At 68.8% G+C, this 24,993-nt stretch carries 21 protein-coding genes and 1 pseudogene; 10 read left to right on the top strand and 12 right to left on the bottom strand.

The window, feature by feature from the left end; all coding sequences use genetic code 11:
* Nucleotides 1-18 precede the first annotated feature (18 nt).
* Nucleotides 19-666 carry a DUF1345 domain-containing protein gene (locus ACS5PN_RS01445; protein ID WP_439462166.1) on the top strand — a complete coding sequence of 216 codons (648 nt, stop codon included), beginning with the start codon at nucleotides 19-21 and terminating at the stop codon, nucleotides 664-666.
* Between the two features lie 146 nt (nucleotides 667-812).
* Here ACS5PN_RS01445 and purN read toward each other — a convergent pair whose 3' ends face one another.
* A complete protein-coding gene (gene purN, locus ACS5PN_RS01440) occupies nucleotides 813-1,445 on the bottom strand; it encodes a phosphoribosylglycinamide formyltransferase (protein ID WP_439462165.1) in 633 nt (210 codons plus the stop codon).
* Nucleotides 1,446-1,503: 58 nt separating this feature from the next.
* On the opposite strand from purN, the gene trpS reads away from it, so the two are divergent.
* From trpS to ACS5PN_RS01425, 3 genes are read left to right on the top strand one after another with little or no spacing between them, the layout of a single operon-like run.
* Nucleotides 1,504-2,508, top strand: a complete 1,005-nt coding sequence (gene trpS / locus ACS5PN_RS01435; protein ID WP_439462164.1) for a tryptophan--tRNA ligase — start codon at nucleotides 1,504-1,506, stop codon at nucleotides 2,506-2,508.
* Entirely contained in the window at nucleotides 2,505-2,915 is a 411-nt protein-coding gene (locus ACS5PN_RS01430; RefSeq protein ID WP_439462163.1) for a DUF3717 domain-containing protein, read from the top strand. The genes trpS and ACS5PN_RS01430 overlap by 4 nt, the downstream gene beginning before the upstream one ends.
* Nucleotides 2,912-4,255 carry an MATE family efflux transporter gene (locus tag ACS5PN_RS01425; protein ID WP_439462162.1) on the top strand — a complete coding sequence of 448 codons (1,344 nt, stop codon included), beginning with the start codon at nucleotides 2,912-2,914 and terminating at the stop codon, nucleotides 4,253-4,255. The genes ACS5PN_RS01430 and ACS5PN_RS01425 overlap by 4 nt, the downstream gene beginning before the upstream one ends.
* A gap of 164 nt (nucleotides 4,256-4,419) precedes the next feature.
* On the opposite strand, the gene ACS5PN_RS01420 is transcribed toward ACS5PN_RS01425, so the two are convergent.
* From ACS5PN_RS01420 to ettA, 4 genes are all read right to left on the bottom strand, one after another.
* Entirely contained in the window at nucleotides 4,420-5,814 is a 1,395-nt protein-coding gene (locus ACS5PN_RS01420; RefSeq protein WP_439462161.1) for a HAMP domain-containing sensor histidine kinase, read from the bottom strand.
* Nucleotides 5,815-5,824: 10 nt separating this feature from the next.
* On the bottom strand, nucleotides 5,825-6,544 hold the full coding sequence (locus tag ACS5PN_RS01415; protein ID WP_439462160.1) for a response regulator: 720 nt from the start codon (nucleotides 6,542-6,544) through the stop codon (nucleotides 5,825-5,827).
* Nucleotides 6,545-6,635: 91 nt separating this feature from the next.
* Entirely contained in the window at nucleotides 6,636-7,115 is a 480-nt protein-coding gene (locus ACS5PN_RS01410; protein ID WP_439462159.1) for a Spy/CpxP family protein refolding chaperone, read from the bottom strand.
* A 224-nt stretch (nucleotides 7,116-7,339) separates the two neighbouring features.
* The gene (gene ettA, locus ACS5PN_RS01405) at nucleotides 7,340-9,004 is read right to left on the bottom strand and encodes an energy-dependent translational throttle protein EttA (protein ID WP_439462158.1); all 1,665 of its coding nucleotides are present in this window, start codon (nucleotides 9,002-9,004) and stop codon (nucleotides 7,340-7,342) included.
* Between the two features lie 91 nt (nucleotides 9,005-9,095).
* On the opposite strand from ettA, the gene ACS5PN_RS01400 reads away from it, so the two are divergent.
* The 6 genes and pseudogenes from ACS5PN_RS01400 to ACS5PN_RS01375 all read left to right on the top strand — a co-directional run bounded on the left by ACS5PN_RS01400 (nucleotide 9,096) and on the right by ACS5PN_RS01375 (nucleotide 18,175).
* Nucleotides 9,096-10,664, top strand: coding sequence for an ABC transporter substrate-binding protein (locus ACS5PN_RS01400; protein ID WP_439462157.1), 1,569 nt, complete (start codon nucleotides 9,096-9,098; stop codon nucleotides 10,662-10,664).
* Nucleotides 10,665-10,829: 165 nt separating this feature from the next.
* Nucleotides 10,830-12,341 carry a DEAD/DEAH box helicase gene (locus tag ACS5PN_RS01395; protein ID WP_439462156.1) on the top strand — a complete coding sequence of 504 codons (1,512 nt, stop codon included), beginning with the start codon at nucleotides 10,830-10,832 and terminating at the stop codon, nucleotides 12,339-12,341.
* Between the two features lie 2 nt (nucleotides 12,342-12,343).
* Nucleotides 12,344-12,988 carry an NAD(P)H-binding protein gene (locus tag ACS5PN_RS01390; RefSeq protein ID WP_439462155.1) on the top strand — a complete coding sequence of 215 codons (645 nt, stop codon included), beginning with the start codon at nucleotides 12,344-12,346 and terminating at the stop codon, nucleotides 12,986-12,988.
* Nucleotides 12,985-14,928: an FAD-dependent 5-carboxymethylaminomethyl-2-thiouridine(34) oxidoreductase MnmC gene (mnmC, locus tag ACS5PN_RS01385; RefSeq protein WP_439462154.1), complete on the top strand. Its 1,944-nt coding sequence runs from the start codon at nucleotides 12,985-12,987 to the stop codon at nucleotides 14,926-14,928. Before ACS5PN_RS01390 ends, mnmC begins: the two co-directional genes overlap by 4 nt.
* 523 nt (nucleotides 14,929-15,451) lie before the next feature.
* Nucleotides 15,452-16,345 (top strand): annotated as a pseudogene (locus ACS5PN_RS01380) (methyl-accepting chemotaxis protein); the annotation flags it as partial.
* A gap of 240 nt (nucleotides 16,346-16,585) precedes the next feature.
* Entirely contained in the window at nucleotides 16,586-18,175 is a 1,590-nt protein-coding gene (locus ACS5PN_RS01375) for a M4 family metallopeptidase (protein WP_439462153.1), read from the top strand.
* A 126-nt stretch (nucleotides 18,176-18,301) separates the two neighbouring features.
* Here ACS5PN_RS01375 and ACS5PN_RS01370 read toward each other — a convergent pair whose 3' ends face one another.
* The 7 genes from ACS5PN_RS01370 to ACS5PN_RS01340 all read right to left on the bottom strand — a co-directional run bounded on the left by ACS5PN_RS01370 (nucleotide 18,302) and on the right by ACS5PN_RS01340 (nucleotide 24,794).
* A complete protein-coding gene (locus tag ACS5PN_RS01370; RefSeq protein ID WP_439462152.1) occupies nucleotides 18,302-18,883 on the bottom strand; it encodes a hypothetical protein in 582 nt (193 codons plus the stop codon).
* A gap of 8 nt (nucleotides 18,884-18,891) precedes the next feature.
* Nucleotides 18,892-19,551, bottom strand: coding sequence for a ribose-5-phosphate isomerase RpiA (gene rpiA / locus ACS5PN_RS01365; protein WP_439462151.1), 660 nt, complete (start codon nucleotides 19,549-19,551; stop codon nucleotides 18,892-18,894).
* Nucleotides 19,552-19,605: 54 nt separating this feature from the next.
* Nucleotides 19,606-21,366, bottom strand: coding sequence for a glycoside hydrolase family 16 protein (locus tag ACS5PN_RS01360; protein WP_439462150.1), 1,761 nt, complete (start codon nucleotides 21,364-21,366; stop codon nucleotides 19,606-19,608).
* Between the two features lie 5 nt (nucleotides 21,367-21,371).
* A complete protein-coding gene (locus ACS5PN_RS01355; RefSeq protein WP_439462149.1) occupies nucleotides 21,372-21,989 on the bottom strand; it encodes a PEP-CTERM sorting domain-containing protein in 618 nt (205 codons plus the stop codon).
* A gap of 17 nt (nucleotides 21,990-22,006) precedes the next feature.
* Nucleotides 22,007-22,678, bottom strand: coding sequence for a PEP-CTERM sorting domain-containing protein (locus ACS5PN_RS01350; protein ID WP_439462148.1), 672 nt, complete (start codon nucleotides 22,676-22,678; stop codon nucleotides 22,007-22,009).
* A gap of 191 nt (nucleotides 22,679-22,869) precedes the next feature.
* Nucleotides 22,870-24,351 carry a carotenoid oxygenase family protein gene (locus ACS5PN_RS01345; protein ID WP_439462147.1) on the bottom strand — a complete coding sequence of 494 codons (1,482 nt, stop codon included), beginning with the start codon at nucleotides 24,349-24,351 and terminating at the stop codon, nucleotides 22,870-22,872.
* 11 nt (nucleotides 24,352-24,362) lie between these two features.
* Nucleotides 24,363-24,794, bottom strand: coding sequence for a DUF2141 domain-containing protein (locus ACS5PN_RS01340; RefSeq protein WP_439462146.1), 432 nt, complete (start codon nucleotides 24,792-24,794; stop codon nucleotides 24,363-24,365).
* Nucleotides 24,795-24,993 lie beyond the last annotated feature (199 nt).

Here is a 24,993-nt window from a genome sequence, read left to right as displayed (position 1 = left end):
TTATCCCAACCTGTTTGCATGAAGCTCTGGACCCAGCTGCGCCTGCGCCCCCGCCTGTTGACGGCCATCCTCGTGGGCAGCGCGCTGGCCGCGGCCTGGCCCGTCGCGATGAGCCTGCAGACGCGGCTGCTGATCGGCTGGAACCTGGTGGTCTGGATCTATCTGCCGCTGGCTTTCTGGATGATGCTGGGGCGCGCGGGCACGGTGGACGTCCAACAACGCGCGCAAAAGCTGAACGAAGGCGTCATCCAGATGCTGATGCTGGCCGTGCTTTGCGCCCTGGCCAGCCTGGCGGCCATCACGCTGGAGCTGCAGGCCGCCAAGCAGCAGCACGACACGCGCTATGTGCTGCTCGCGCTGACGACGGTTGCCGGTTCCTGGCTGCTGCTGCCGGTGGAGTTCGGCATCGCCTATGCCAGCCGCTATCACAGCAAGGGCAAGGGCGAACATGGGCTGGAGTTCCCGGGCGACGAGAAGGAGCCGCCTGACTACGGTGACTTCCTCTATTTCTCGATCACGGTCGCCGCAACCTCGCAGACCTCCGATGTCTGCGTCAGCTCGCGTTCCATGCGCCGCCTGGTGCTGGTCCAGTCCCTGCTCGCCTTCGTCTTCAACACCGGCGTGCTGGCCCTGTCGATCAATATCCTGGCTGGGCTGATCAGTTAGCCCCTCGCCCAGTCTGCCGCGCTAAACGCGGGCAAGCCTGGTCGGTCCCCCGAGGGGACGGCGATGCTTGCGGCATTGAGCCGCAAGCACATCGCCAGCCGGGCCGGCTCGGGAGCGGCCCAGCGCTCGGCCCGCAAAAACCTCGTCTAACCGAGAAAAAGATGTTGGGGGGCGCCATCGCGGTGGCGCACGACCTCGCCGTCCCACACCAACGCGCCCTCGACAAACCAGCGCACCGACTGCGGATAGATGCGATGCTCGGCTGTCAGCACGCGGGCCGACAGCGCCTTGGCGTCGTCGCCCGGCAGCACCGGCACAACGGCCTGCATGACGATGGCGCCATGATCCAGCTCGGCGGTCACGAAGTGCACGGTGACCCCGGCAATCTTGCAGCCCATCTCGATCGCTCTCTCATGCGTGTGCAGGCCCGTGAAGGCCGGCAGCAGCGAGGGGTGGATGTTGAGCATGCGCCGGGCGTAGCGGGCGGTGAAACCGGGCGTCAGGATGCGCATGAAGCCGGCCAGCACGACGAGATCGGGCGCAAAACCGTCAATGACCTGGGCCAGCTCGGCGTCGAAATCCTCGCGACTGGCATAGGCCTTGTGATCGACGACGGCCGTCGCGATGCCGTGCTGTGCTGCGAACTGCAGCCCACCGGCGTCGGGCCGGTTGCTGATGACGGCGGCCACCTCGGCCGGCCAACCTTCGGCCTTGCAGGCCTTGACGATGGCCTCCATGTTGGAACCGCGCCCCGAAATCAGAATCACCAGCCTTTTCATGGGGAGGCAGTTTAGGGGGCGGCCGACCGGTAGCCCCTTGAACGACAATCCGCGCCCCATGTCGACGACACCCGCCCTCACCCGCCCCCGCGTGCTCTCGGGCATGCGCCCGACCGGCGCCCTGCACCTCGGCCACTACCACGGCGCCATCAAGAACTGGGTGCGCCTGCAGGACACGCACGACTGCTTCTTCTTCGTCGCCGACTGGCACGCCCTGACAACACAGCGCCCCAGTGGCGAGACGCTGACCCGCCACGTCTACGAGATGGTGACGGACTGGTTGGCCGCCGGCATCGATCCCGAACGCTGCACCCTCTTCCTGCAAAGCCGCATGCCCGAGCATGCCGAGCTGTTCACGCTGCTGGCGATGTGCACGCCGTCGAGCTGGCTGGCGCGCATGCCCAGCTACAAGGACCAGGTCGCCGCCGACCCGGAGCTGGCCACCTACGGCTTCCTGGGCTACCCGCTGCTGCAGGCAGCCGACATCCTCATGTACAAGCCCGCCGGCGTGCCGGTGGGCGAAGACCAGGCCGCCCACGTCGAGGTGACCCGCGAGGTCGCGCGCCGCTTCAACCGCCTTTACGCCGAAGCCGCGCCCATCTTTGTCGAGCCGCAAGCCCTGCTGACCGAAACCGCCCGCTTGGCCGGCCTGGACGGCCAGAAGATGAGCAAGAGCCTGGACAACGCCATCGCCATGCGCGACGAGCCCGAGGTCGTCGTCACCAAGATCCGCACCATGCCGACCGACCCGCAACGCGTGCGCCGCAGCGATGCCGGCGACCCGGCGCGCTGCCCCGTCTGGCCCCTGCACCAGATCTACAGCGACGAGGCCACGCGCGCCGCCTGCGAGACCGGCTGCAAGACCGCCTCCATCGGCTGCCTGGACTGCAAGCAGCCGCTGATCGAAGCCATCCAGAAGGAACAGGCCCCCTGGCGCGAGCGCGCGGCGGCCCTGGACCCGCAGCAGGTGCAGTGGACGCTGGAAGTGGGCACCGAGCGCGCCCGCGCCGTCGCGCGCAAGACGCTGCGCGAGGTGCGCGCAGCGATGGGACTGGTCGCTTGAGCGCTGAGAAGATTCATGTCACCGACCTCGAGGCCGCCATCAACTGGTGGCGCGAGCGTTCGCCTTCGCTCGATGGCATCAGCGCCGCGCCCGAAGTGCGCGCGCTGGCCGAGGCCTATGCCCTGCTGGCCTGGACACGCGCCACCGAAGTCGACATCGACGCGCTGAGCGACAAGGCCCTGGGCGCCTGGCTGGACTGGTACGAAACCACGCCCGACTCCCCCTGCATCGCCATCTGTTCCACCGCCCAGGGCGATCCCGTCTGCAAGGGCTGCGGCCGGACCTTCGACGAGGTGCAGCACTGGCCCGGTCTGGGTCCCTTCGAGAAGCGCATCGTCTGGCAGCGCATCGCCCAGGAAGGCACGGCCTGGCGCTTCAACCGCTACGCTGAACGCGCACAGAAATGAACCGCATCCGTTTCATCGACAGCGTCCGCCGCCTTGTGCCGCTGGCCTGGCCCGTCCTGGTCGGCCAGATCGCCGTGATGATGTTCAGCACGGTCGACACGCTGATGATGGGCCGCGTCGGCCCCGAGGACCTGGCTGGCCTGGCCGTCGGCTCGGCCGCCTATGTGTCCATCTTCGTCGGGCTGATGGGCGTCGTCCTCGCGGTCGGGCCCATTGCCGGCCGCCAGTTCGGCGCCGAAGACCTGCCCGGCGCCGGCCGCAGCTTTGTGCAGGCGCAATGGCTGGCCGTGCTGCTGTGCGTGCCGGGCAGCCTGGCGCTGTGGTTCCCCGACCCCTTCATCTGGCTGGCCCAGCTCGATGCCATCCAGGCCGACAAGGTGCGGGCCTACACGCGGCCCGAGGCCTTTGCGCTGCCGGCCGGCCTGCTGTTTGCGGCCTTCCGCGGCTTCTCGACGGCGGTCAGCCGTCCCAAGGCCGTCATGGCCATGCAACTCACCGGGCTTGCCGCCAAGGTGCCGCTGAACGCGGTGCTGGTGTTCGGCTGGGGTCCCATTCCCGCCATGGGCGTGGCGGGCTGCGGCTGGGCCACGGCCATCGCGATGACGGCGCAGGCGACGGCGGCCCTCGCACTGCTGCGGCGCGACGGCTTCTACCAGCCCTTTTGCATCCCCTTCCTGTGGCAGACGCGGCCGCAATGGGCCGCGCTCTGGGGCCTCGTGCGCCTGGGCCTGCCCATGGGCGGCTCCATCCTCGTCGAAGTGACGGGCTTCACCTTCATGGCTTTTTTCATCGCCCGCCTCGGCGCAACGCCGGTCGCCGGCCACCAGATCGCCGTCAACCTCGTCGCGATGATGTTCATGATCGCGCTGGCCCTGGCCACCGCGGCCGGCACGCTGGTGGCCCAGCATCTGGGCGCCCAGGAGAAGCGCGAGGCGCGCATCGTGGGCCGGCACGCGATGACGCTGGCGGCGCTGACCGCGGCGGGTGTCGGCGCCGTTGTCGCGTTCGCACGGGAGGGCATCGTCGCCCTCTACACCTCCAACGCGTCGACCGCCGCCGCGGCCCTGCCGCTGCTCGTGTGGGTCTGGTTCTTCCACCTCGGCGACGCCCTGCAGACGGTGGCTGCCTATGTGCTGCGAGCCTACCAGGTGGCCACGCTGCCAATGATCATCTACGTTATTGCGCTGTGGGGCCTGGGCATCGGCGGTGGCTACTTCCTGGCCTTCGGCGCCCATGGTGCCGGCGCCATAGGTTTCTGGCAGGCCGCCACCGCCGGCCTCGTCATGGCTGCCCTGCTGCTCAGCCTGTTGCTGAGACGGGTCTTCAACGAGAACCGCTAGTAGCGGAGCCCCTCGTCCAGCCGCACTCCGCTGAACGCGGTGCGTCTGGCCGGTCCCCCGCGGGGACGCCGACGCTTGCGGCATCGAGCCGCAACCGCCGCCAAGCGTGCCGGCTCGGGAGCGGCCCAGCGCTCGGCCCGGAATACACAGTCTTGCGCGACTAATTAGCCGCCCGTCGCCGGCAGGAAGAGCACGAAACGGCTGCCACCGCCATCGCGCGGCAGGCAGCGCACGCTGCCGCCGTGGCGCTCGGCGATCTGCTTGACCAGGCTCAGCCCCAGCCCGACGCCGCCCGCCATCTCGGCATGGCCGGGCAGGCGGTAGAAGGGCTCGAAGATGCGCTCGCGCAGATCGGCCGGCACGCCCGCGCCGCGGTCGGCGACGACGTATTCATAGCCGCCGGCCACCGGCCGCAGGGCCAGTTCCACCTCGGGCCCGCCGTAGCGGCGCGCGTTGTCGAGCAGGTTACGCAGGGCGCGGCGCAGCAGGCGTTCCTGGCCGTCGATGCGGGCCGAGTCGGTCTCCGGCTCGAAGGCCGCTTCGGCACGGGCGGCTTCTTCGGCGCCCAGGGCGAGCAGTTCGACGGTGTGGGTTTCGCCGATGGCGCTGCCCGCCTCCAGGCGGCTGGCCAGCAGCACCTCCTCGACGAGAGCGTCGAGCTCGGCAATGTTGACGTCGATCTCATGGGCCAGGCGCTGGCGTTGTGCCGGGGCGGCGTCATCCAGCATCGCGAAGGCCATCTTCAATCGCGCCAGCGGTGAACGCAACTCGTGGCTGGCATTGGCCAAGAGGGTCTGGTGAGAGCGCAGCAGGGTCTCGATGCGGTCGGCTGCCTGGTTGAAGCTGGTGGCCAGGGCCGCGACCTCGTCACGGCCGCTGTCGTCGACGCGGTGGCCCAACTGGCCCGAGCCGAACTTCTCGACACCGCGCTTCAGCGACTCCAGCCGGCGCGTCAGCCGGCGCACGACCGGATAGGCGCCTGCCGCGACTCCGATAAAAAGCAGCACCAGCACGACGGCCAGCGTCGACACGGCCGGCGCGCCCGGCGACACGGGGCGGTGCAGCCACGGGCCGGTCCAAGGTCCTTCATCCAGGCGCGGCGGCCGAGCCAGAGGGCCACCCGGGCCTGAACCAGGCCCCGAACCGGGGCCCGAAGCCGCGCCCGGGGCATTCGGTGGACGGACGCTGCGAACCATCTCCAGGCTGCGCCCATCGCCCAGGCTGGCGCTGACGACGAGGGCACCTGCGTCATCGAGGCGGCGCTGGAACATCTGCGTCGTCGCGATGCGCTTGCCGTCGGCATCCTCCAGCGCGATGGGCATGCGCAGGCGCTGCCCCCAGTCCGCAAACGCGGCGGCCTGCTCTGCGCGCGGTGCCGTGGCCGGCGGCAGCGCAAGCTTGAGCAGCGCGGCCATCGCGTTCAGGCGCTCGCCGGCCGCCGACTCGACATTGCCGCGCTCCTGTTCGATGTGGCGCTGGAACAGCCAGGCCGAGCCGAAGGCGAACGCCAGCAGCAGCGCCACCAGCGTCAGGTAGATGCGGACGTAGAGTGACTTCAAGCCGGGGCGTTCAGGCGGCGTCCGCGTCGGCGTCTTGCTTGCGGGCAAAGACATAGCCGGCTCCGCGCACGGTCAGCACGCGACGGGGGTTCTTGGGATCGTCCTCGATGACGGCGCGGATGCGCGAGATGTGCACGTCGATGGAACGGTCAAAGGCTTCCAGCGGGTGGCCCTTGAGCGCATCCATGATCTGGTCGCGGCTCAGCACGCGGCCCGGGCTCTGGGCCAGCACGACGAGGAGGTCGAACTGGTGGCTGGTCAGGTCGCAGATCTTGCCGTCCAGGCGCGCCACGCGGGCGGCCAGGTCGATCTCCAGGCGGCCGAAACGCAGCACCTCGTCGCCGTCCAGCTTGGGCTCCAGGCGGCGCAGCAGGGCCTTGATGCGGGCCTGCAGCTCGCGCGGCTCGAAGGGTTTGGCGAGGTAGTCGTCGGCGCCGAGTTCGAGGCCAAGGATGCGGTCCATGGGCTCGCCGCGGGCCGACAGCATCAGCACCGGCTGGTGGCGCCAGCGCGCGTCGCCACGCAGCCAGCGGCAGAAGTCCAGCCCATCGCCGTCGGGCAGCATCAGATCCAGCACCAGCAGTTCGAAGCGACCATGGGCCAGGGCCTCACGGGCCTGGGCCAGGTTGCCGGCGGTGCTGACTTCAAAACCAGCGGAGCGGAGGTAGTCGCCCACCATGCCGGTGAGGCGGACATCGTCATCGATCAACAGCAGTCGGGCGCTACTCATCACCGGGGCAAGGGAAGAAAAGGGAATCCGGCGCGCTTCCGCGCCGGTGGAACGAGGCTCAAGCATCGCAGAACTCCTCGTCAAGGGCCAATCAACCAGCGTGACGCGAAGCCATGCGAGCCTGGCGCTTCTTCATGACGTCGGCGATCTTGGCACGCTGCTCGGGTGTCAGCACGCGGGCAGCGTCGATGCTGGCCAGGCTGAGGCGCTTGGAGGCGGTCTCGTGCTGGGTGCTCATCTGCACACGCACGGCCTCGATGGCGGCGGCATCGATGTTGGGGGCCGCATAGAGGGCTGCCATCTGCTCATGCAGCTTCTTGCCGGCTTCGCGCTGGCCGGACAGGTCCGTGCGGGCGGCCTTGAAGATGGCGTCGATCTGGCTGCGCTGAGCGTCTGTCGCGTTGACCAGGTCGAGCAGGTGGTCCATGTGACCGCCGAACAGGCCGCCGGGGGCCATCATGGCCGGGCCACCGTGGTGACCAGGGCCGGGCTGGGCCTGGGCGGCCACGCCACCGAGGGCCAGGGCTGCAGCCACGGTACCGATACGCAACAGGTTCTGGAAGGCTTTCATCAGGGGTCTCCGGGAAGAAGAGGGAGTGATGTGATCTTCCAGGGGGCCTGTGTGGGATCTTTGGGCACGGGGTAAAGAACTGTGTCCCGTTGTCGTCACCAGGCTTCGTGGTGCCCCCACGCGCCCGAATACAGGCGCTGCCCCCGAGGGGGCGCGAACCGGCTAGGGGCGGCCCGGCGCCGGTTCAGGCCCCAACCACCCTTAAGCCGCGGTGACGAGACCCATCACTTGATGGGCTTGAAGCGCATGCGCTTCGGGCGCGCACCTTCCTCGCCCAGGCGCTTCTTCTTGTCGGCTTCGTACTCGTGGAAGTTGCCGTCGTAGAAGAACCACTGCGAGTCGCCTTCGCAGGCCAGGATGTGGGTGCAGATGCGGTCCAGGAACCAGCGGTCATGGCTGATGACCATGGCCGAGCCGGCGAATTCCAGCAGCGCTTCTTCCAGTGCGCGCAGGGTTTCGACGTCGAGGTCGTTGGACGGTTCGTCCAGCATCAGCACATTGCCGCCCTGGGCCAGGGTCTTGGCCAGGTGCAGGCGGCCGCGTTCACCGCCCGACAGCGAGCCGACGAGCTTCTGCTGGTCATTGCCCTTGAAGTTGAAGCGGCCCAGATAGGCGCGGCTGGGCATGACGAACTTGCCGACCGTGATGTTGTCCAGGCCGCCGGAGACGTCCTGCCACACCGTCTTGTCGGCTTCCAGGCTGGCGCGGCTCTGGTCGACGAAGGCCAGCTTGGCCGTCTTGCCGATCTTGACCGTGCCGCTGTCCGGCTGCTCCACGCCCTGCAGCATGCGGAACAGCGTCGACTTGCCGGCGCCGTTGGGGCCGATGATGCCGACGATGGCGCCGGCCGGCACCTTGAAGGACAGGTTGTCGATCAGCACGCGGTCGCCGAAGCTCTTGCTGACGTTCTCGAACTCGATGACCTCATTGCCCAGGCGCTCGGCCACGGGGATGAAGATTTCGTTCGTCACGTTGCGCTGCTGGTACTCGACGTCGCTCAGCTCCTCGAAGCGGGCCAGGCGCGCCTTGCTCTTGGCCTGGCGGCCCTTGGCGTTGGAGCGAACCCACTTGAGCTCCTCCTTCATCGCCTTCATGCGCGCGTCTTCGGACTTCTGCTCGCTCTCCAGGCGGCGTTCCTTCTGGTCCAGCCACTCGGAGTAGTTGCCCTTCCAGGGAATGCCGTGGCCACGGTCCAGTTCCAGGATCCACTCGGCGGCGTTGTCCAGGAAATAGCGATCGTGGGTGATGGCCACGACGGTGCCGGGGAAGCGTTGCAGGAACTGCTCCAGCCACTCGACGGACTCGGCGTCCAAGTGGTTGGTGGGTTCGTCGAGCAGCAGCATGTCGGGCTTGGACAGCAGCAGGCGGCACAGGGCCACGCGGCGCTTTTCGCCACCCGACAGCACGCCGATCTGGGCGTCCCAGGGCGGCAGGTTCAGCGCGTCGGCTGCCAGCTCCAGCTGCAGGTCGGTGTTCTCGGATCCGGCGGCGGCAATGATGGCCTCCAGCTCGCCCTGCTCGGCGGCCAGGGCGTCGAAGTCGGCGTCCGGCTCGGCATAGGCGGCATAGACCTCGTCCAGGCGCTTCTTGGCAGCCAGCACGCCGCCGATGCCTTCTTCCACCGCTTCACGCACGGTCTGGTCAGCATTCAGGCGCGGCTCCTGCTCCAGGTAGCCGATCTTGATGCCCGGCATCGGGATGGCTTCGCCTTCGTACTCCTTGTCGACGCCGGCCATGATCTTCAGGATGGTCGACTTGCCGGAGCCGTTGACGCCCAGCACGCCGATCTTGGCGCCGGGGAAGAAGGACAGCGAAATGTCCTTCAGGATGTGGCGCTTGGGGGGAACCGTCTTGTTGACACGGTTCATGCTGAAAACGTACTGGGCCATGGGCGATCCTTGGAGCTGAAACAGCGGCAGGCCCCGAAAGAGGGCCTGCATTGCCTGCTATTGTCGCCGAGCCGCGTTTCCAGGAAGCCAGATGCCCCGCTTTTTCGCCGCCCTGCTCGTTCTCGCCGCCAGCTTCGCCCACTGCCAGACCCTGCGCTGGTCCAGCCAGGGCGACATGCAGACCACCGATCCGCATTCGCAGAACGAGGTCATGACCAACAGCCTGAACAACCAGGTCTACGAGACCCTGACGCGGCGCGGCAAGGACCTGGCCCCGATGCCGGCGCTGGCCACCGAATGGACCCAGGTCACGCCGCTGATCTGGCGTTTCAAGCTGCGCCCGGGCGTCAAGTTCCACGACGGCACGCCCTTCACGGCCGACGACGTCGTGTTCTCGATGCAGCGCCTGCGCGACGACAACTCCCCGCAGCGCGTCTACGCCAACGCCGTCGGCTCGCCCAAGGCCGTCGACCCGCTGACCGTCGTCTTCACGCTGGACAAGCCCAATCCCATCGTGCCTGAGCTGATGACCACCCTCTTCATCATGAGCCGCAAATGGTGCGAGGAGCACCGGGTGGCACGGCCGCTGAACTTCAAGCAGCAGGAGGAGTCCTATGCCAGCCAGCATGCCAACGGCACGGGGCCTTTCATGCTGGTCAGCCGCCAGCCGGGCGTGAAGACGGTCTTCAAGCGCAACCCTAACTGGTGGAACAAGTTCGAAGGCAATCTGCAGGAGTTCAGCTACCTGCCCATCGGCAATGACGCGACGCGCACCGCCGCGCTGATCTCCGGCGAGATCGATTTCGTCCTCGACCCGCCGCCGCGCGACATCGCCCGGCTGCGCACCACGCCCGACCTCAAGGTCGTCGACGGCCAGGAGAACCGCATCGTCTACATCGGCATGGACCAGAGCCGCGACAAGCTGCTCTACGGCCAGTCGCCCGACGGCAAGAACCCGCTGAAGGACCTGCGCGTTAGAAAGGCCCTGTATCACGCCATCGACATCGAGGCCATCAAGACCAAGCTGATGAGCGGCTACTCCACGCCCACCGGCGGCCTGACCGCCTCGCCGCGCGGCGCCTATGGCGACCCCAAGCTGGAAAGCCGCCTGCCCTATGACGTCGCCACGGCAAAGAAGCTGCTGGCCGAAGCCGGCTACCCGGACGGCTTCGACATCACGCTGGACTGCCCCAACAACCGCTACGTCAACGACGAGCGCATCTGCATCGCCCTGGCCAGCATGTGGGCCCAGGTCAAGGTCAGGGTCAAGGTCAACGCCATGCCCCGCACCCTGTATTTCCCCAAGATCGAGAAGTTCGACACCAGCCTCTTCCTGACCGGCTGGGGCGGCGGCTCGACGGACGCCGAGACCATGCTGACGCCGGTGCTGCGCAACCGTGGCGAGCAGGGTGTCGGCGTGGCCAACTACGGCGGCATCGTCAACAACGAGGCCGATGCCCTGGCCGCGGCCTCCACCATCGAGATCGACCCGAAAAAGCGCGAAGCCACCGTCAAGGCGGCCCTGCAGGCCTACCGCGAACAGGTCAACATCATTCCCCTGCACCGCCAGGTCATTCCGTGGGCCATGCGCAAGGAAGTCAGCATGCCCCATTCGGCCAACAACTGGGCAAGCATGGATTGGGTCACGATCCGTAAATAGTTCAGCCGCTAGAATGCATCCCAACGCCGCGCTGACAGTCTTGCGCGGCGTTTCACTTTTTGAGCCCCCGCACGCGGCCTGGCTTGCCCGAAGACTGGTGTCGCCTCCCCGGCGGCACGGCGAGCCCCGGTGATTGTTGGCGTGCCCTCCCCTTTCTAGGATTCGATGAGTTTCGACACCCTCGGCTTGGCAGCTCCGCTGCTGAAGGCCATTGCTGACGCTGGCTACACCTCCCCCACGCCCATCCAGGCCCAGGCCATTCCCGCCGTCTTGAACGGTGGTGACCTGATGGCCGGCGCCCAGACCGGTACCGGCAAGACCGCCGGCTTCACCCTGCCCATGCTGCACCGCCTCGCCACCGGCGAGAAGCTGCTGAACAAGCGCGGCAAGATCGCCATCCGCGCCCTCGTGCTGACGCCCACCCGCGAACTCGCCGCCCAGGTCGAGGAAAGCGTGCAGACCTATGGCAAATACCTGCCGCTGAAGAGCATGGTCATGTTCGGCGGCGTCGGCATGCAGCCCCAGATCAACAAGCTGCGCGACGGCGTCGACATCCTCGTTGCCACGCCCGGCCGCCTGCTCGACCACGCCCAGCAAGGCACGCTGGACCTGTCGCAAGTGCAGATCCTCGTGCTCGACGAAGCCGACCGCATGCTCGACATGGGTTTCGTGCACGACATCAAGAAGGTGCTGGCCCTGCTGCCGGCCAAGAAGCAATCGCTCTTGTTCAGCGCCACCTTCAGCGACGAGATCAAGAATCTCGCCGATCGCCTGCTGAACCAGCCGGCCCTGATCGAGGTGGCCCGCCGCAACCAGACCAACGACGCCATCGCGCAAAAGGTCCACCCGGTTGGCCGCGAGCGCAAGAAGGAACTGCTGGCTCACCTGATCAAGAGCGGCGACTGGCACCAGGTGCTGGTCTTCACGCGCATGAAGCATGGCGCCAACCGCCTGACCGACTTCCTGAACGAGCAGGGCATCAGCGCCATGGCCATCCATGGCAACAAGAGCCAGGGTGCCCGCACCAAGGCCCTGGCCGACTTCAAGAGCGGCGATCTGACCTGCCTGGTGGCGACCGACATCGCGGCCCGCGGCATCGACATCGACCAGCTGCCCCACGTCGTCAACTTCGAGCTGCCCAATGTGCCGGAGGACTATGTCCACCGCATCGGCCGCACCGGCCGTGCCGGCGCCCAGGGTGAAGCCGTCAGCCTCGTCTGCGTCGACGAGAACGGCTTCCTGCGCGACATCGAGAAGCTCATCAAGCGCGAGATCCCCAAGGAAATCGTGCCCGGCTTCGCGCCCGATCCCAACGAGAAGGCCGAGCCCATCGTGCTGGGCCGCACCGTGCTGAACCCCAACGGCAGCCGCGGCCGCAACCCCAACCCGCCGCAACACGCAGGTCGAGGCGGTCGCGGTGGCAACGGCGGCGGTGGTGGTGGCCGTGGCGGCGACAACCGCGGCGGCCAGCGCGACGGCGGTGGCCGCCCGGGTGGCGGCAAGCCGCAAGCTCACGCCGGCCACGGCGGCGCCAAGCCGGCCGGTCACACCGGTCACGGCGGTGCCCGCACGGCGCCCAAGCCGCAAGGCCAGCGTCCGGCGGGCGGCCAGCCCAGCCGTGACGGCGGCGCGCCGCGCCACAATAACGGCCCGCGCCTGACGCAACCCAAGCGATAACGATGCCCACATCCCGCCCCGATTGGATCGCCGGTGCCACCGGCCTCGTCGGGCGGGCACTGTGCGCCGAACTGCCCACGGGCCTCGCGCTCGTGCGCAAGCCCACCCCGGGCCTGCCCGTGTCGACGGCCATCGTCGACTATGGCAGGCCTGAGTCTTTTCAGGCCCTGCCCGCACCGGGCCGCGTCTTCATCGCCCTGGGCACGACCATGGCCCAGGCTGGCTCACAAGCCGCCTTCCGCGCGGCCGACTTCGATGCCGTGCTGGCCGTCGCCCGTGCTGCGCGCGAAGCCGGCGCCACGCATTGCGGCCTCGTGTCCGCCCTCGCAGCCAACGCGGGGTCCGCCGTGTTCTACAACCGCGTCAAGGGCGAAGCCGAGGACGCGCTGAAGGCGCTGGGCTTCGAGCGCCTCGTCATTGCCCGCCCCTCGCTGCTGGACGGCGAACGCGAGAAGCTGGACCAGCCGCATCGCAGCGGCGAAGCCTGGTCCCTGAGGCTCATGCGCCCGCTGGCCGGCCTCATTCCCGCGGCCTGGCGCCCCATCTCACCGCAACGCATCGCCCGCGCGATGTGTCTCGCCCTCGAAGCGCCCGGCCCCGCCCTGCGCGTACTTGAATCCAGCGAGATGCAGCGGCTGGGCGCATGAGCTCCGCGCGGCCGCCCGAAGGAGATCAGCTCCCGCTTGGCGGGACAGCGCGCAGCGCGAAGGGTGCGCCAGGGACTTCGCCGGCCGTCACGCCAGCCGAGGTCGACTTCACCGACCCGGCCGCCCCGGCCGCACCCGCTTTCGGCGACGTCTACCACTCGCGTGCCGGCGCCCTGCCCCAGGCCCGCCATGTGTTCATAGCCGGCAACGGCCTGCCCGGACGCTGGCAAGGGCGCGAACGCTTTGTCGTGCTGGAGACCGGCTTCGGCCTGGGCAACAACTTCCTCGCCACCTGGGACGCCTGGCGGCAAGACCCGGCACGCTGCGAACGCCTGGTCTTCGTCAGCGTCGAGAAACACCCGCTGCGCCGCGACGACCTGGCCCGAGCGCACGCGAGCAGCCCCTTGCCCGACCTGGCGCAACAGCTCGTCGACCGCTGGCCACCGCTGACCGCGGGCTTGCACACGCTGAGCTTTGAAGGCGGTCGTGTCGAGCTGCTGCTGGGCCTGGGCGAGGCGCGCGAATTGCTGCGGGAGCTGGTGCTGCAGGCAGACGCTCTCTACCTCGACGGCTTTGCGCCGCTGCGCAATCCCGAGCTATGGGACGAGTGGCTGCTGAAGAGCCTGTCTCGCCACGCCGTGCCCGGCACGACGGTCGCCACCTGGAGCATCAACCGGCCGATGCGGCGGGCATTGGCCTCTCTCGGCTTCGAAGTTGAATTGGCGCCAGGCTTTGCCAACAAGCCCGAGATGACCGTCGCCCGGTTCGCGCCGCGCCACCTGCCGCAGCGCCCGGCCGGGCGTGAGCCGCTGGCCCCGGACGCGCGCCGCGCCATCGTCATCGGTGCCGGCCTGGCAGGCGCCGCCTGCGCGCTGGCCTTGACCCGCCAAGGCGTTGCCTGCACCGTCGTCGACGCCCTGCCCGGACCAGCCCAGGCCAGCTCCGGCAACCCGGCCGGCCTCTTCCACGGCACCCTCAACCCGGACGACGGTCCGCACGCCCGCTTCAACCGCGCCGCGGCACTGGCCACCCAGGCCCAGCTGGCCGAACTCGGCCTGCCGCATCAACAGGGGCTGCTGAGGCTGGAGACGCGGCTGCCGCCAGATGCCATGCAGGGCGCACCCGGCTATGTGCAGGCCTTGTCGGCCGAGGTCGCCTCTGCCCGGGCCGGCACTCGCCTCGCCCACCCCGCCTGGTTCTATCCCGGCGGCGGCGCCCTGGATCCAGCGGCCTACACACGCGCCATGCTGGCCGCCAGCGGCGCCACGCTGCAGTTGGGACAAGGCATTCAGGCCCTGGAGGCCACCGCGGACGGCTGGCGCCTGCTCGATGCCACGGGTCAACTCATCGCCGAGGCGCCTCTGGTCGTACTCGCCGGCGGCCATGGCCAGCTGCCCCTGCTCGGCGATCTGGCGGCCGACCTCGTCGTGCAGCGCGGCCAGCTCACCCATCTGCCCGCGGCGCCCTGGTACCCGGCCCTGCCCGTCGCCGGCGAGGGCTATGCGATTGCCGACGGCCAGGGCGGCCTGTGGTGCGGCGCCACGACGCAGGATGGCGACCTCGATCCCGAGCTTCGCCCTGAGGACCAGGCTGACAACCTGGCCCGCTATGCCCGCCTTGCCGGCTTGGCGTCACCTCCCGAAGCGCCACTGGCCGGCCGCGTCGCCTGGCGCCTCATTGCGTCAGACCGCCTGCCGCTGATCGGCGGCCTGGCCCTGCCCGGCGCGCCTGAGGCCGACCAGCTGCGCCTGCAGGCCCGCCGGCCGGGCCTCGTCGTCTGTACCGGCTTCGCCTCGCGTGGCATCACCTGGGCGGCCCTGGCCGGGCGCCTCGTTGCGGCCCTGGCCCTGGGCTCGCCGCGGCCGCTGGAGGCCGAACTGCTGGATGCCGTCGACCCATTGCGCTTCGCGTTGCGCCGGCGACGCAAGCCCGGCCGCTGACCGCGGTTCGGGCAACTATTGCCGCTTCCTCCCCCATATCGCTCTTCCGCCGCACCGGGGCCGGCGGCAAACTGCGCCGTTGACCCGGCATGGCCGGTGTTCCTTTCCCTTTTCTGATGGAGACGGCATGAGCGGTTCGCAGCGAATGAAGTTGGCCCTGGGCGTCGTGCTCGGCGTGGTGACGGTCGGCGTCGGCGTGGCACTGTCCGATGCCGGCTCCGCCAAGGGCTGGCTGTATGCCGTCCTGGCGCTGAGCTGGGCTGCCGGCCTGTTCGGCCTGCTGAGCGGTGGCGGTTCGGGTGGCAATCTGCATGCGGCCACCGAGGCGGCCGAGGCCCTGGCCCGTTTCGACCTGACCTATCCCATCCCGCGCAGCGGTGGCGGCGACATCGGTCGCCTGCTGAGCGCGCTGGACGACACCCAGCAAGCCCTGCAGAAGCTCATCGGCAAGGTGCGCGAGGCGGCCGACAGCATCGGCACGGCCAGCGCCGAGATCGCCACCGGCAACCTGGACCTGAGCCAGCGCACCGAGCAGACGGCCAGCAATCTGCAGAACACTGCCTCGTCGATGTCCGAGCTGACCGGCACGGTCAAGCAGACAGCCGACGCGGCCATGACGGCCAACCAGCTCGCCAGCTCGGCGGCCAGCGTCGCCCAGCGCGGCGGCGAGGCCGTCTCGCAGGTCGTCGCCACCATGGACCAGATCAGCCACAGCTCGCGCAAGATCAACGAAATCATCGGCACCATCGACGGCATCGCCTTCCAGACCAATATCCTGGCGCTGAACGCCGCGGTGGAAGCGGCCCGCGCGGGTGAGCAGGGCCGTGGCTTCGCCGTCGTGGCCGGCGAAGTGCGCCTGCTGGCCCAGCGCAGCGCCGAAGCCGCCAAGGAGATCAAGAGCCTGATCAGCGCCAGCGTCGAGCGCGTGGACTCCGGCACCGAGCAGGTGCAGGCCGCCGGCGCGACGATGACCGAGATCGTCGCCAGTGTGCAGCGCGTGACCGACATCATTGGCGAGATCAGCGCCGCGGCCCGCGAGCAGAGCGAGGGCATCGGCGTCGTCAACGCTTCCGTCGTGCAGCTCGACCAGATGACGCAGCAGAACGCCGCCCTGGTGGAGGAGTCCGCCGCCGCCGCGGAAAGTCTGCGCGAGCAGTCGGCCCGCATGGGCGAGGCCATCGGCGTGTTCAAGCTCGCTGGCGCCAGCACCCACCGCCCGGCCGCAGTGCCCCGCGCACCGGCCGCTCACAAGCCCGCGCCAGTCGCCAAGCCCATGGCCAAGGCCCCGGCCCCCAAGCCGGCCGCCAGCCCCCGACCGGTCGCCGCACCCGTGGCCAAGGCGGCGCCCGCCGCGGCACCGCGCCCCGCTCCGTCTCCCGCGCCTGCTGCGGACGACGGCGACTGGGAAACCTTCTAAGAAGGTTCTGCAAACGTTCTGACGCGTCGCGAACTTCGCCATTGAACGGAGCCGGGCACTGCCCGGCTCTTTGCATTGGAAATCAGGGACTACCCGTCACTGTGCCAGGCGACGGGCGGCCGCCACTGCTCGCGCAGGGGCCCGTTGCGCATAGTCCGGCCCGGTACCGCGCGCCCATCCGGCGCCGCGGGCCGCTGCCGCAGTACTCCCGCAGCAACACCCCACTTCCGGAGTTCCATCATGTTCCGAACCAGCCACAAGCTGACCCTGCTCGGCCTCGCCACCCTCACCTCCCTGGTCCAGGCCCAATCCCAGACCGCGGACGGCAAGCCGACCGAAGCCACGGTCAGCGCCCAGGCCCTGCTGCGCACCAGCGCCGAAGGATTTGCCCGCCAATTCCCCGGCCTGAGCCTGGATGGCAAGGACCACAGCTACGAGATGCGTCGTGTCGTGCAGGATGCCGACGGCAGCAGCCACGTCCACTTCGACCGCCGCATCGGCGGCCTGCGCGCCATCGGTGCTGACCTCATCGTGCAGACCGACAAGCGCGGCAACCTCGCCGCCATGCAGCGCAGCAACCGCATGCTGCCCAGCGTGTCGACCACGCCCAGCGTCAGCGCCGCCCGCGCCCTGCTGGCCGTCTTTGTCGAGTACCCGATGGCCGACATCCAGCCGCGTCCCGAACTCGTCATCTGGGCCCGCGAAGACCTGCCCCGCCTGGCCTGGGAGGTCAAGGTCAGCGGCGACGGCGACGATGGCACGCCTTTCGAGAAGCACATCATCATCGACGCCGGCAACGGCCAGAAGCTCGATGCCTGGGACGACATCCAGACCGCGGCCGCCAACGGCACGGGCAAGACGCTTTACAGCGGCAACGTCGCGCTGACGACCAACAGCATCAGCGGCGGCTACGAGCTGCGCGACCCCAGCCGCGGCAACACCTACACCATCAACCTGAAGAACAAGACCAGCGGCAACACCGTCGCGACCGATGCCGACAACACCTGGGGCAACAACGCCACCAGCGACACCAACAGCGCCGCCGCCGACGCCCAGTACGGCACGGCCAAGACCTGGGACTACTACAAGAACGTCCACGGCCGCAACGGCATCGCCAACGATGGCAAGGGTGCCTACAACCGCGTGCACTACAGCACCAACTACAACAACGCCTACTGGTCGGATTCCTGCTTCTGCATGACCTATGGCGACGGCGACGGTTCCACCCTCAAACCCCTGGTGGCCCTGGACGTGGCCGGCCACGAGATGACGCACGGCGTGACCAGCCGCACCGCCGGCCTGATCTACTCCGGCGAGTCCGGCGGCCTGAACGAAGGCACGTCGGACATCTTCGGCACCATGGTCGAGTTCTATGCCGCCAACAGCAGCGATGCCGGCGACTACCTGATCGGCGAGAAGATCATGGTCGGCGGCGGCTCGCTGCGCAGCATGGTCAAGCCCAGCAGCGACGGCAAGTCCGCCGACTGCTGGTACTCAGGCGTGGGCAACCTCAACGTGCACTACAGCTCGGGCGTGGCCAACCACTTCTTCTTCCTGCTCGCCGAAGGCACCAACAGCAGCTATGGCAGGAGCCCGACCTGCGTGGCCGGCAACACCCGCGTCGCCACCGGCTCGGGCACGCTGGCCGGCATCGGCCGGGACAAGGCCGCCAAGATCTGGTACCGGGCCCTGACGACCAAGTTCACCTCGTCCACCAACTACGCCAGCGCCCGCAGTGGCACCATCGCCGCCGCCAACGAGCTGTATGGCTCAGGCAGCGCTGAATCGGCCGCCGTGGCCGCCGCCTGGAGCGCCGTGGGCCGGAACTGAAGCCCCTCGCCCAAGGATTACCTTGGGCGGTCCCCCGAGGGGACGGCGATGCTTGCCGGCTCGACCGGCAAGCACATCGCCTGAGCGGGCCGGCTAGGGAGCGGCCCGGCGCTCGGCCCGCATGCCTCAGTCTCCGCCGGAAGGGGCGTCTTCAGACGCCCCTTTTTTCTGGGCATAGCTGGCCTTGCGGCCCCGCGCCGGAAACCAGACCTCTCGCTCCACCCAATGCGCCAGCCGCACGGCGCGGTCGTTGCGCTGGTCGCGCAGCCAGGCCATCACGAATTCGTCGAGCGCATAGGAGCCGTCGCGCAGTTCGCGCAGGGCCTCGGGCTGGCGGCGCCGCAGCACGGCTGCCGGCAGGGGGGCACCCAGGGCCGTGGCCAGGTCCTCCAGCGCGATCCAGCGCTGCGGCAGCAGCTCGTCGTCCAGCACGCGGATGCGATGGCCCTTGAAGGCGTAGAAGCGCCCCTGCACAGGCCGGAAAGCCAGGGCTTTCAGGTGACGTCCCAACGTCTCGCCCAGGGCGAAGAGATCGGACGCAAAGGCGCGCCCCCACAGCATCAGCGCCACCAGCAGGCCTGCCCAGCCGCTGGCCCACCACAGCAGCGCCGTCGCGGCACCGCACACCACCAGCTTGAACAACAGGCTGCGCCACCAGTGGTGCTTCTCGTGAGAGACCGCGTCGAAACCGAGAGGCTCGCGCGACATGCGCCGACTCAGAACTTCAGCGTCTTCACGCCATCGGCGCCACCCAGCAGGCAGACGCCGGCCTTGTGGCGGGCGAACACGCCGACGGTGATGACGCCGGGCCACTGGCTGACCTCGGTCTCGAAGCCGAGCGGATCGGTGATGGAGAGGCCGCGCACGTCGAGGATGTGGCCACCGTTGTCGGTGACGACTCCGGCCCGCAAGGTCGCCTGGCCGCCAAGCTTGGCAAAGTGGCGCGCCAGCTGGGCCGCGGCCACGGGAATGATCTCGACGGGCAGCGGGAACTTGCCCAGGGTCTGCACCAGCTTGGATTCGTCGGCGATGCAGACGAACTGGTCGGCCAGGTCGGCGACGATCTTCTCGCGCGTCAACGCCGCGCCGCCGCCCTTGACCATGAAGCCCCGGCCGTCGATCTCGTCGGCGCCGTCGATGTAGACCGCGAGGCGCTCGACCTCGGTCGCGTCCAGCACCCGGATGCCATGCTGGAGCAGGCGCTGCGTCGAGCGCTCCGAGCTGGACACGGCGCCGGGAATCGAAATGCCGCTGGCGGCGAGCGCGTCGATGAAACAGTCCACCGTCGAGCCCGTGCCGACACCGAGGATCTGGCCGGCGGGGACATAGTCCAGGGCTGCACGGCCGACGAGTTGCTTGAGCTGGTCTTGGTTCATGGGCCGGATTGTCCGGGATAGCCGCGGCAAGGCGCGGCCATCCCTTCCTCCGGCTTACTTCATCGTGACCCGCTTGGCCGCCGAATCACTGGCCACCGTGCTCTTGCCATCCCAGGACGTGAAGCGGTACTCGACCACATCGCCCTTCTTGAGCCCGCCCAGCGTGTAGCGGCTGGCCGAGCCATCCTGGCGCATGCGCACGGTCTGGGTCTCGCCACCGTTGACGCTGTAGTGCACGTCCACCGAGCCACCCGCCGTCGCGGCGAGCTCGAGGGTGGTGGCACCGGTCTGCGCCGCAGCTGTCGGCACGGCCGTCGTCTTGACCAGGGCCGGTGCGCTGACCACCGTCGGGGCCACACCCGCCACGCCCGAGTCCCAGATGATGTCGTCAAAGGCCATCTGGAAGGGCGCGCCTGGATTGGAGCCGTCCACGCTGAGGAACTCGAACAGCGAGTTCATGGACTGCAGCGCGACCAGCGGCCCGGCGATCTCGGCCACCGGAATGGTGGCCGTGCCCCACTCCCCGTTGCGCACCAGGCCGTAGGCCGTGGTGTTGGCAGGGAAGGTCACCCAGCTGTGGTTGGTGTAGTTGTCCAGGATGCCGATCTTGAACGCGACGTTGGCGGGTGCCTTGATCTTCAGCTTGATGTTGCCGCCGCGGAAGCCGCTCATGTCGTGCGCCTGGCGCGACGCGACGGCACCACCGAACCATTGCCCCGGCGCGAAGTAGTTCAGCGCCAGCACATTGCTCCCCTCGTACGCCGGGATGTTGCCGCCGCCCATGGAGCCGGTGTTCCAGATGTAGAAGTCCGCCGACGAGCCGAGGGCCTGGCCGTTGGTGACCGGCGTGGTGTCGGTGAAGACACCGAACTTGCCGGCCTCCGGCGTGATGCCGACGCCCAGCTTGACCTCGCCCTTGCCGTCCAGCTCATAGACGCGCACATAGTCCACGTACATGGTGGCCGGCAGCGGCGCGGTGATCTGCGCCGGCGTGGCAGCAGGCGTGAAGTTGCCGCCAACGGCCATGTTCATCAGCAGATAGAACGGCTCCTGCAGCGCCGGCGAGCCCACCGTGGAGATGGGCGCCTTGTACATGTCCTGCTCACGGCCGTTGTCCACCAGCGTGAAGCGGATCTGAGTGTCGGTCCAGTAGAGGCGATACAGCACGAAGCGGTTGGCCAGCGAGCGCGACGGCGTGACCCAGTTCTTGGTCTGCCAGGCGGTGGACGCGGCGCAGCTCTCGTTGCCGGGCACGCAGGCGGCATCGGCGTAGGTGATGACGTTGGAGCCGACGAACTGGTCCGGCGACACGGCCGGCAAGCCGGCGGGCTGGCGGCCGCCTTGCTCCATGATGTCAATCTCGCCCTTGCGTGGCCATGGTTGCAGGCTGGTGCCCAGCATCCACAGGGCCGGCCACAGGCCCACGCCGACCGATGGGGTGGCCGCGCGGATTTCGATCATCCCGTACTTGACCTGTACCTTGCCGGCCGAGTCGAGCTTGCCGGAGGTGAACTGGTTGCTGCCCATCACCTCGCGCTTGGCCGTGATGGCCAGGGCCCGCGTGTTGGGCTCGAAGGGCACGTTGACGATGCTGAGGTTGCCCGGACGGTAGTACTCCAGCTCCTGGTTGCCGTAGCCGCACAGGCCGATCTGGCAGCCGTTGCCGTCGTAGGTGGACCAGAGCGTGCTGTCGAGGCTGGCGCCGTTGAATTCCTCGGACCAGAGCAGCTTGCCGATGACGGGGCTGGTGACGCTGGCAGAGACCGCGGCGCTGGCGGCCAGCAGCAGCCCGCCGATGAAGTGTTGGCGATTCATGGCATTCATCCTTGTTGGCGGTTGCGACGCAGGCGGGCACCGACGACGACGAGGCCGAGGGCCATCAAGCCGTAGGTGGAGGGTTCGGGCACCGCGCTGGTGACCGTGATGCGGACGGCCGGCGCGCCGGTGAAGCCGGTGTTGACCGCCTGCCAGTTGCCGGCCGACGAGAAGGCCCAGGCGGCACTGGGCGTGTCGGTGCCGCTCTGCCATTGGCCGGTGAAGCCGGCATCGGCCTGGGCCACCAGCCAGTAGCTGCCGGCGGCCAGGTTCCAGCCGCTGGGCGTCAGCGCCGTGTTGGCCCAGGGGTCGGTCAGGTGGGTGCTGTAGAGCCAGCTCGTACCGGTCGGCACGGCACCCGAGCGCGCCATGATGCCGACGGTGACGCCGCCCAGGCCGTCGATGGATGTGAGGATGGACTGGAGGGTGGTGGCGCTGCCGATGTCGAAGGCGACCGCGAGGTTCTGGTCAGGGTTGAAGCCCTGGCCCAGCTGGGAAGCCCAGCCGCTGACGTCATCGCCGGGGCCATAGGTGTTGATGACGACGGTGCCGGCGGCGCTGGCATGTGCGGCCAGGCCGCAGAGCAGCAGGGAAGCGGCGATCTTGGAGAGGGTGTGTTGCATGTGAGTTCTCCTGGGCTTCAGGCGCGGCGGCGACGGGCGATGGTGCCAGCGGTGGCGAGGCCGGCCAGCAGCAGGGCATAGCTGCCCGGTTCGGGCACGGCGGCGGTGTGCAGGCCCAGCTGCAGGTCGTCGACCAGAACGGCGTTGGCGCGGTTGTCCAGGATGGGACCGACGGCGGTGCCGATCTCGATGAAGACCGAGGTCGTGCCGGCGGGAATGGCAGCGGCCTGGAAGCTGATCTGCGTCCAGCTGCCGGCGTTGAGCTGGCTCTGGAACTGCTGGTTCAGGGCCGTGCTGAGGATGCCGCTGGCGCCCATGTAGCGCAGGGTGACGAAGGCATTGCCGGTGGTGCTGGCATCGCCCTTGGCCCAGAAGCTCAGCCAGGGCGTGTCACCCACATTGGCGGCGCCGAGCAGCGGCATGCCGCCATGGCCGACGGAATCCTGCAGCGCGATGGAGGCGTCGAAGCCGTTGGGGGCGCTCAGCAGCAGGGAATGGCTGCCGCTGTGGGCGTCGCTGGACAACGAGGCGGGGCTGCTGGTGGCGGCCGTCAGCCAGCCAGCGGCGAGCTGGCCTGGGCCACCGGCATTCTCGAAGCCGCCGTTGGCAAAGGCGTTGGTCGTGGCTGCGCCGGCAGTGCCGGCGACAGCGAGCGCGGCTATCGCCACGCAGGTTTTCAGATTCAGCATGTTGTCGTCTCCATGGTTTTGGCGGGGAAATAGAAATCCCGGAACGAGGCGACGACGAACTGCTGCCGGTCGCCGAAAGTGAAAGCGCTTTCTGAAAGCGCTTTCAACAAACGGCGCGGACGATAGGGGGGCGGGGGGTGGCTGTCAATGTGGAGTCCCCTGCCCTGTCCCAGACGCAGGGGGCTTGGGGCTCAGGTGGCGTAGAACTTGCCGTGGAAGCCGTAGGGCACGGCGTAGGGCAGCCAGGCCCGGGCCAGCGGACCGTCGGCCAGACGCAGGGCGTCGAAGACGCTGAGGAAGCTGCGGCGGCGCTTCACGTCATAGCCCATGCCGATCAGCCAGCCCTCGCCTTCCCGGGTGCTGCCCGGCTTGGGCACCAGCACATGCTCCTCGACGACGGTGTCCGCACCGAAGCTGAAGCGCTCGCGGGCGCCGGTTTCGATGTCCAGGCGCATCAGGCCGTTGAAGCCCCAGCGCGCGCCGGTCTCGACGGCGGTCGGGTACCAGACGAAGCGATGCCGCTGGGCCACGACCCGTGGATCGACGACGGGGAACTCCACCGACTCGTCGCGCGCGGCCACGGCCAGGCGACCGCTCTGCAGGTCGATTTCCAGCACCCGCGGCGTCGACGCCTCGCGGCCGGTGCGCTCACCGCGCATCATGCGTTCGGCGCTCGCGTTGAATTCCGGAAGCGCCACACCCTGCACATAGTCGACACGCAGCAGCCGGCCATCGTCCCAGGCATTGCCAAAGTGGAAGACATGGCAGGCTGGCATCTCGAAGATACGGCGGCGCGAGAAATCGGCCTTGTCGATGACGAGGACGCGGGTCGGCTGGTCGGCACCCCAGCGCATGGCTCCCAGCATGGACTCGCCGCCCCGCACGGCCGCCATGTCCAGCTGGATGGGCGCGAGCAGGAAGACGAGATGGCGCTGCGACACGGCGAAGTCGTGCAGCATGGCCGGCGCGGCGATGTCGTCCAGCACCGCGTGGCGGCGCACCTTGCCGGCGGCATCGATCTGGTAGAGAGCCAGGCGGCCACTGGCCGTGCCGAAGTTCCACACCGTGCCATCGGGCTCGACCTTGGGATGGGCCGAGAACGGCATGCCGCGCAGCTCCGGCGCCCAAGTCTTGACGCCGCGCGTGGCCAGCGTGGCCGGGTCCAGTTCGTAGGCGCTGCCGCCTTCCCACAGCGCGTAGAGGTGATCGCCCTGCATCAGCACGCTGGTGTTGGCGGCGTTGACGCTGTCCGGCCCGCGCACGGGCCTCTCGGCCCTGATGGCCGTGCCGAAGGCGGGCAGCAGGAAGCGGCCTGCTTCCTGCTCGGCGCGGAACTTGTCGGTCTGTACGAAGCGGGCACGATGGCTGGCGCGGCCGTCCTGCAGTTGCCAGGACTGCACGAGGCCGTCACCGTCGAACCAGTGGCGGTAGCGCTTGTCGGCTCGCTGCATCAGGCCGGGGCCGTTGCGGAAATAGCGGCCACGCAGGGCCACTGGCAGGCGCCCCTCGACGACGGCGCCGGCGTCGAGGTCCTCGCCACTGAGGCCATGCAGCGGCGCCAGCTCGGGCGCATCGGCTGCAAAGCCGTCGGCCGGCAGGCCCAGAGCCAGCAGCTCGGGGCTGAAGGCGCCTGCCAGCAAGGCACCGAGGAGGGAACGACGTGTCGTGCTCATGGCCGCCACCCTCAGTTCAGCTTGACCTTGACGGGCGCGCCGGCGACCGGCGTCACGACGGCCTGTTCGAACTTCGGCGGGCCGAAGTTGCCGGCCGCGTTGTTGGAGAAGCCGAAAGGCTCGACGGGGATCCCCATGGCATTCATGTCCAGGCGGCCATTGGCATTGGCGTCCTGGAACAGGCTGATGGCCAGGGGACCTTCGGGCAGGTCCTTGAGCACGACGCTCAGCTTGCCGCCAGCGGCGGTATCGAGGCTGAAGCGATGGCCGGACTGCGGTTGGCGCAGCCAGCTCGCAGGCTCGGTGAAGACGGCCACCATCAGCGTGGCGCCTTGCAGGCGCGTGGTGTCCAGGCCTTCCACCTCAAGGGTGACATCGGCAGCGTGACTGCACAGGGGCAGCAGGGCCGACAAGGCAGCGGTGGCCAAGGCTTGTTTCTTCATCGCGGTCTCCAGATTCAGCGGTTGGGATGGCTGAATGATGGAAACCGCGCCGCCGCGGCGCGAGCGCGCTGCGACGGGTGGGTGGCAGCGGGCGTGAACGGCGCCCAGTGGGCGTCAGGCGTTTTCGTGCGGGCCGAGCGACGGGCCGCTCGCTAGCCGGCCCGCTCAGGCGATGTGCTTGCGACTCGACGTCGCAAGC

It is taken from the genome of Roseateles sp. NT4 (assembly GCF_051857475.1).
In the GTDB taxonomy this organism is placed as follows: Bacteria; Pseudomonadota; Gammaproteobacteria; order Burkholderiales; family Burkholderiaceae_C; genus Pelomonas.
The sequence above is the reverse complement of the archived record's forward strand: the minus strand, read 5'-3'. Positions and strand labels throughout refer to the sequence as shown.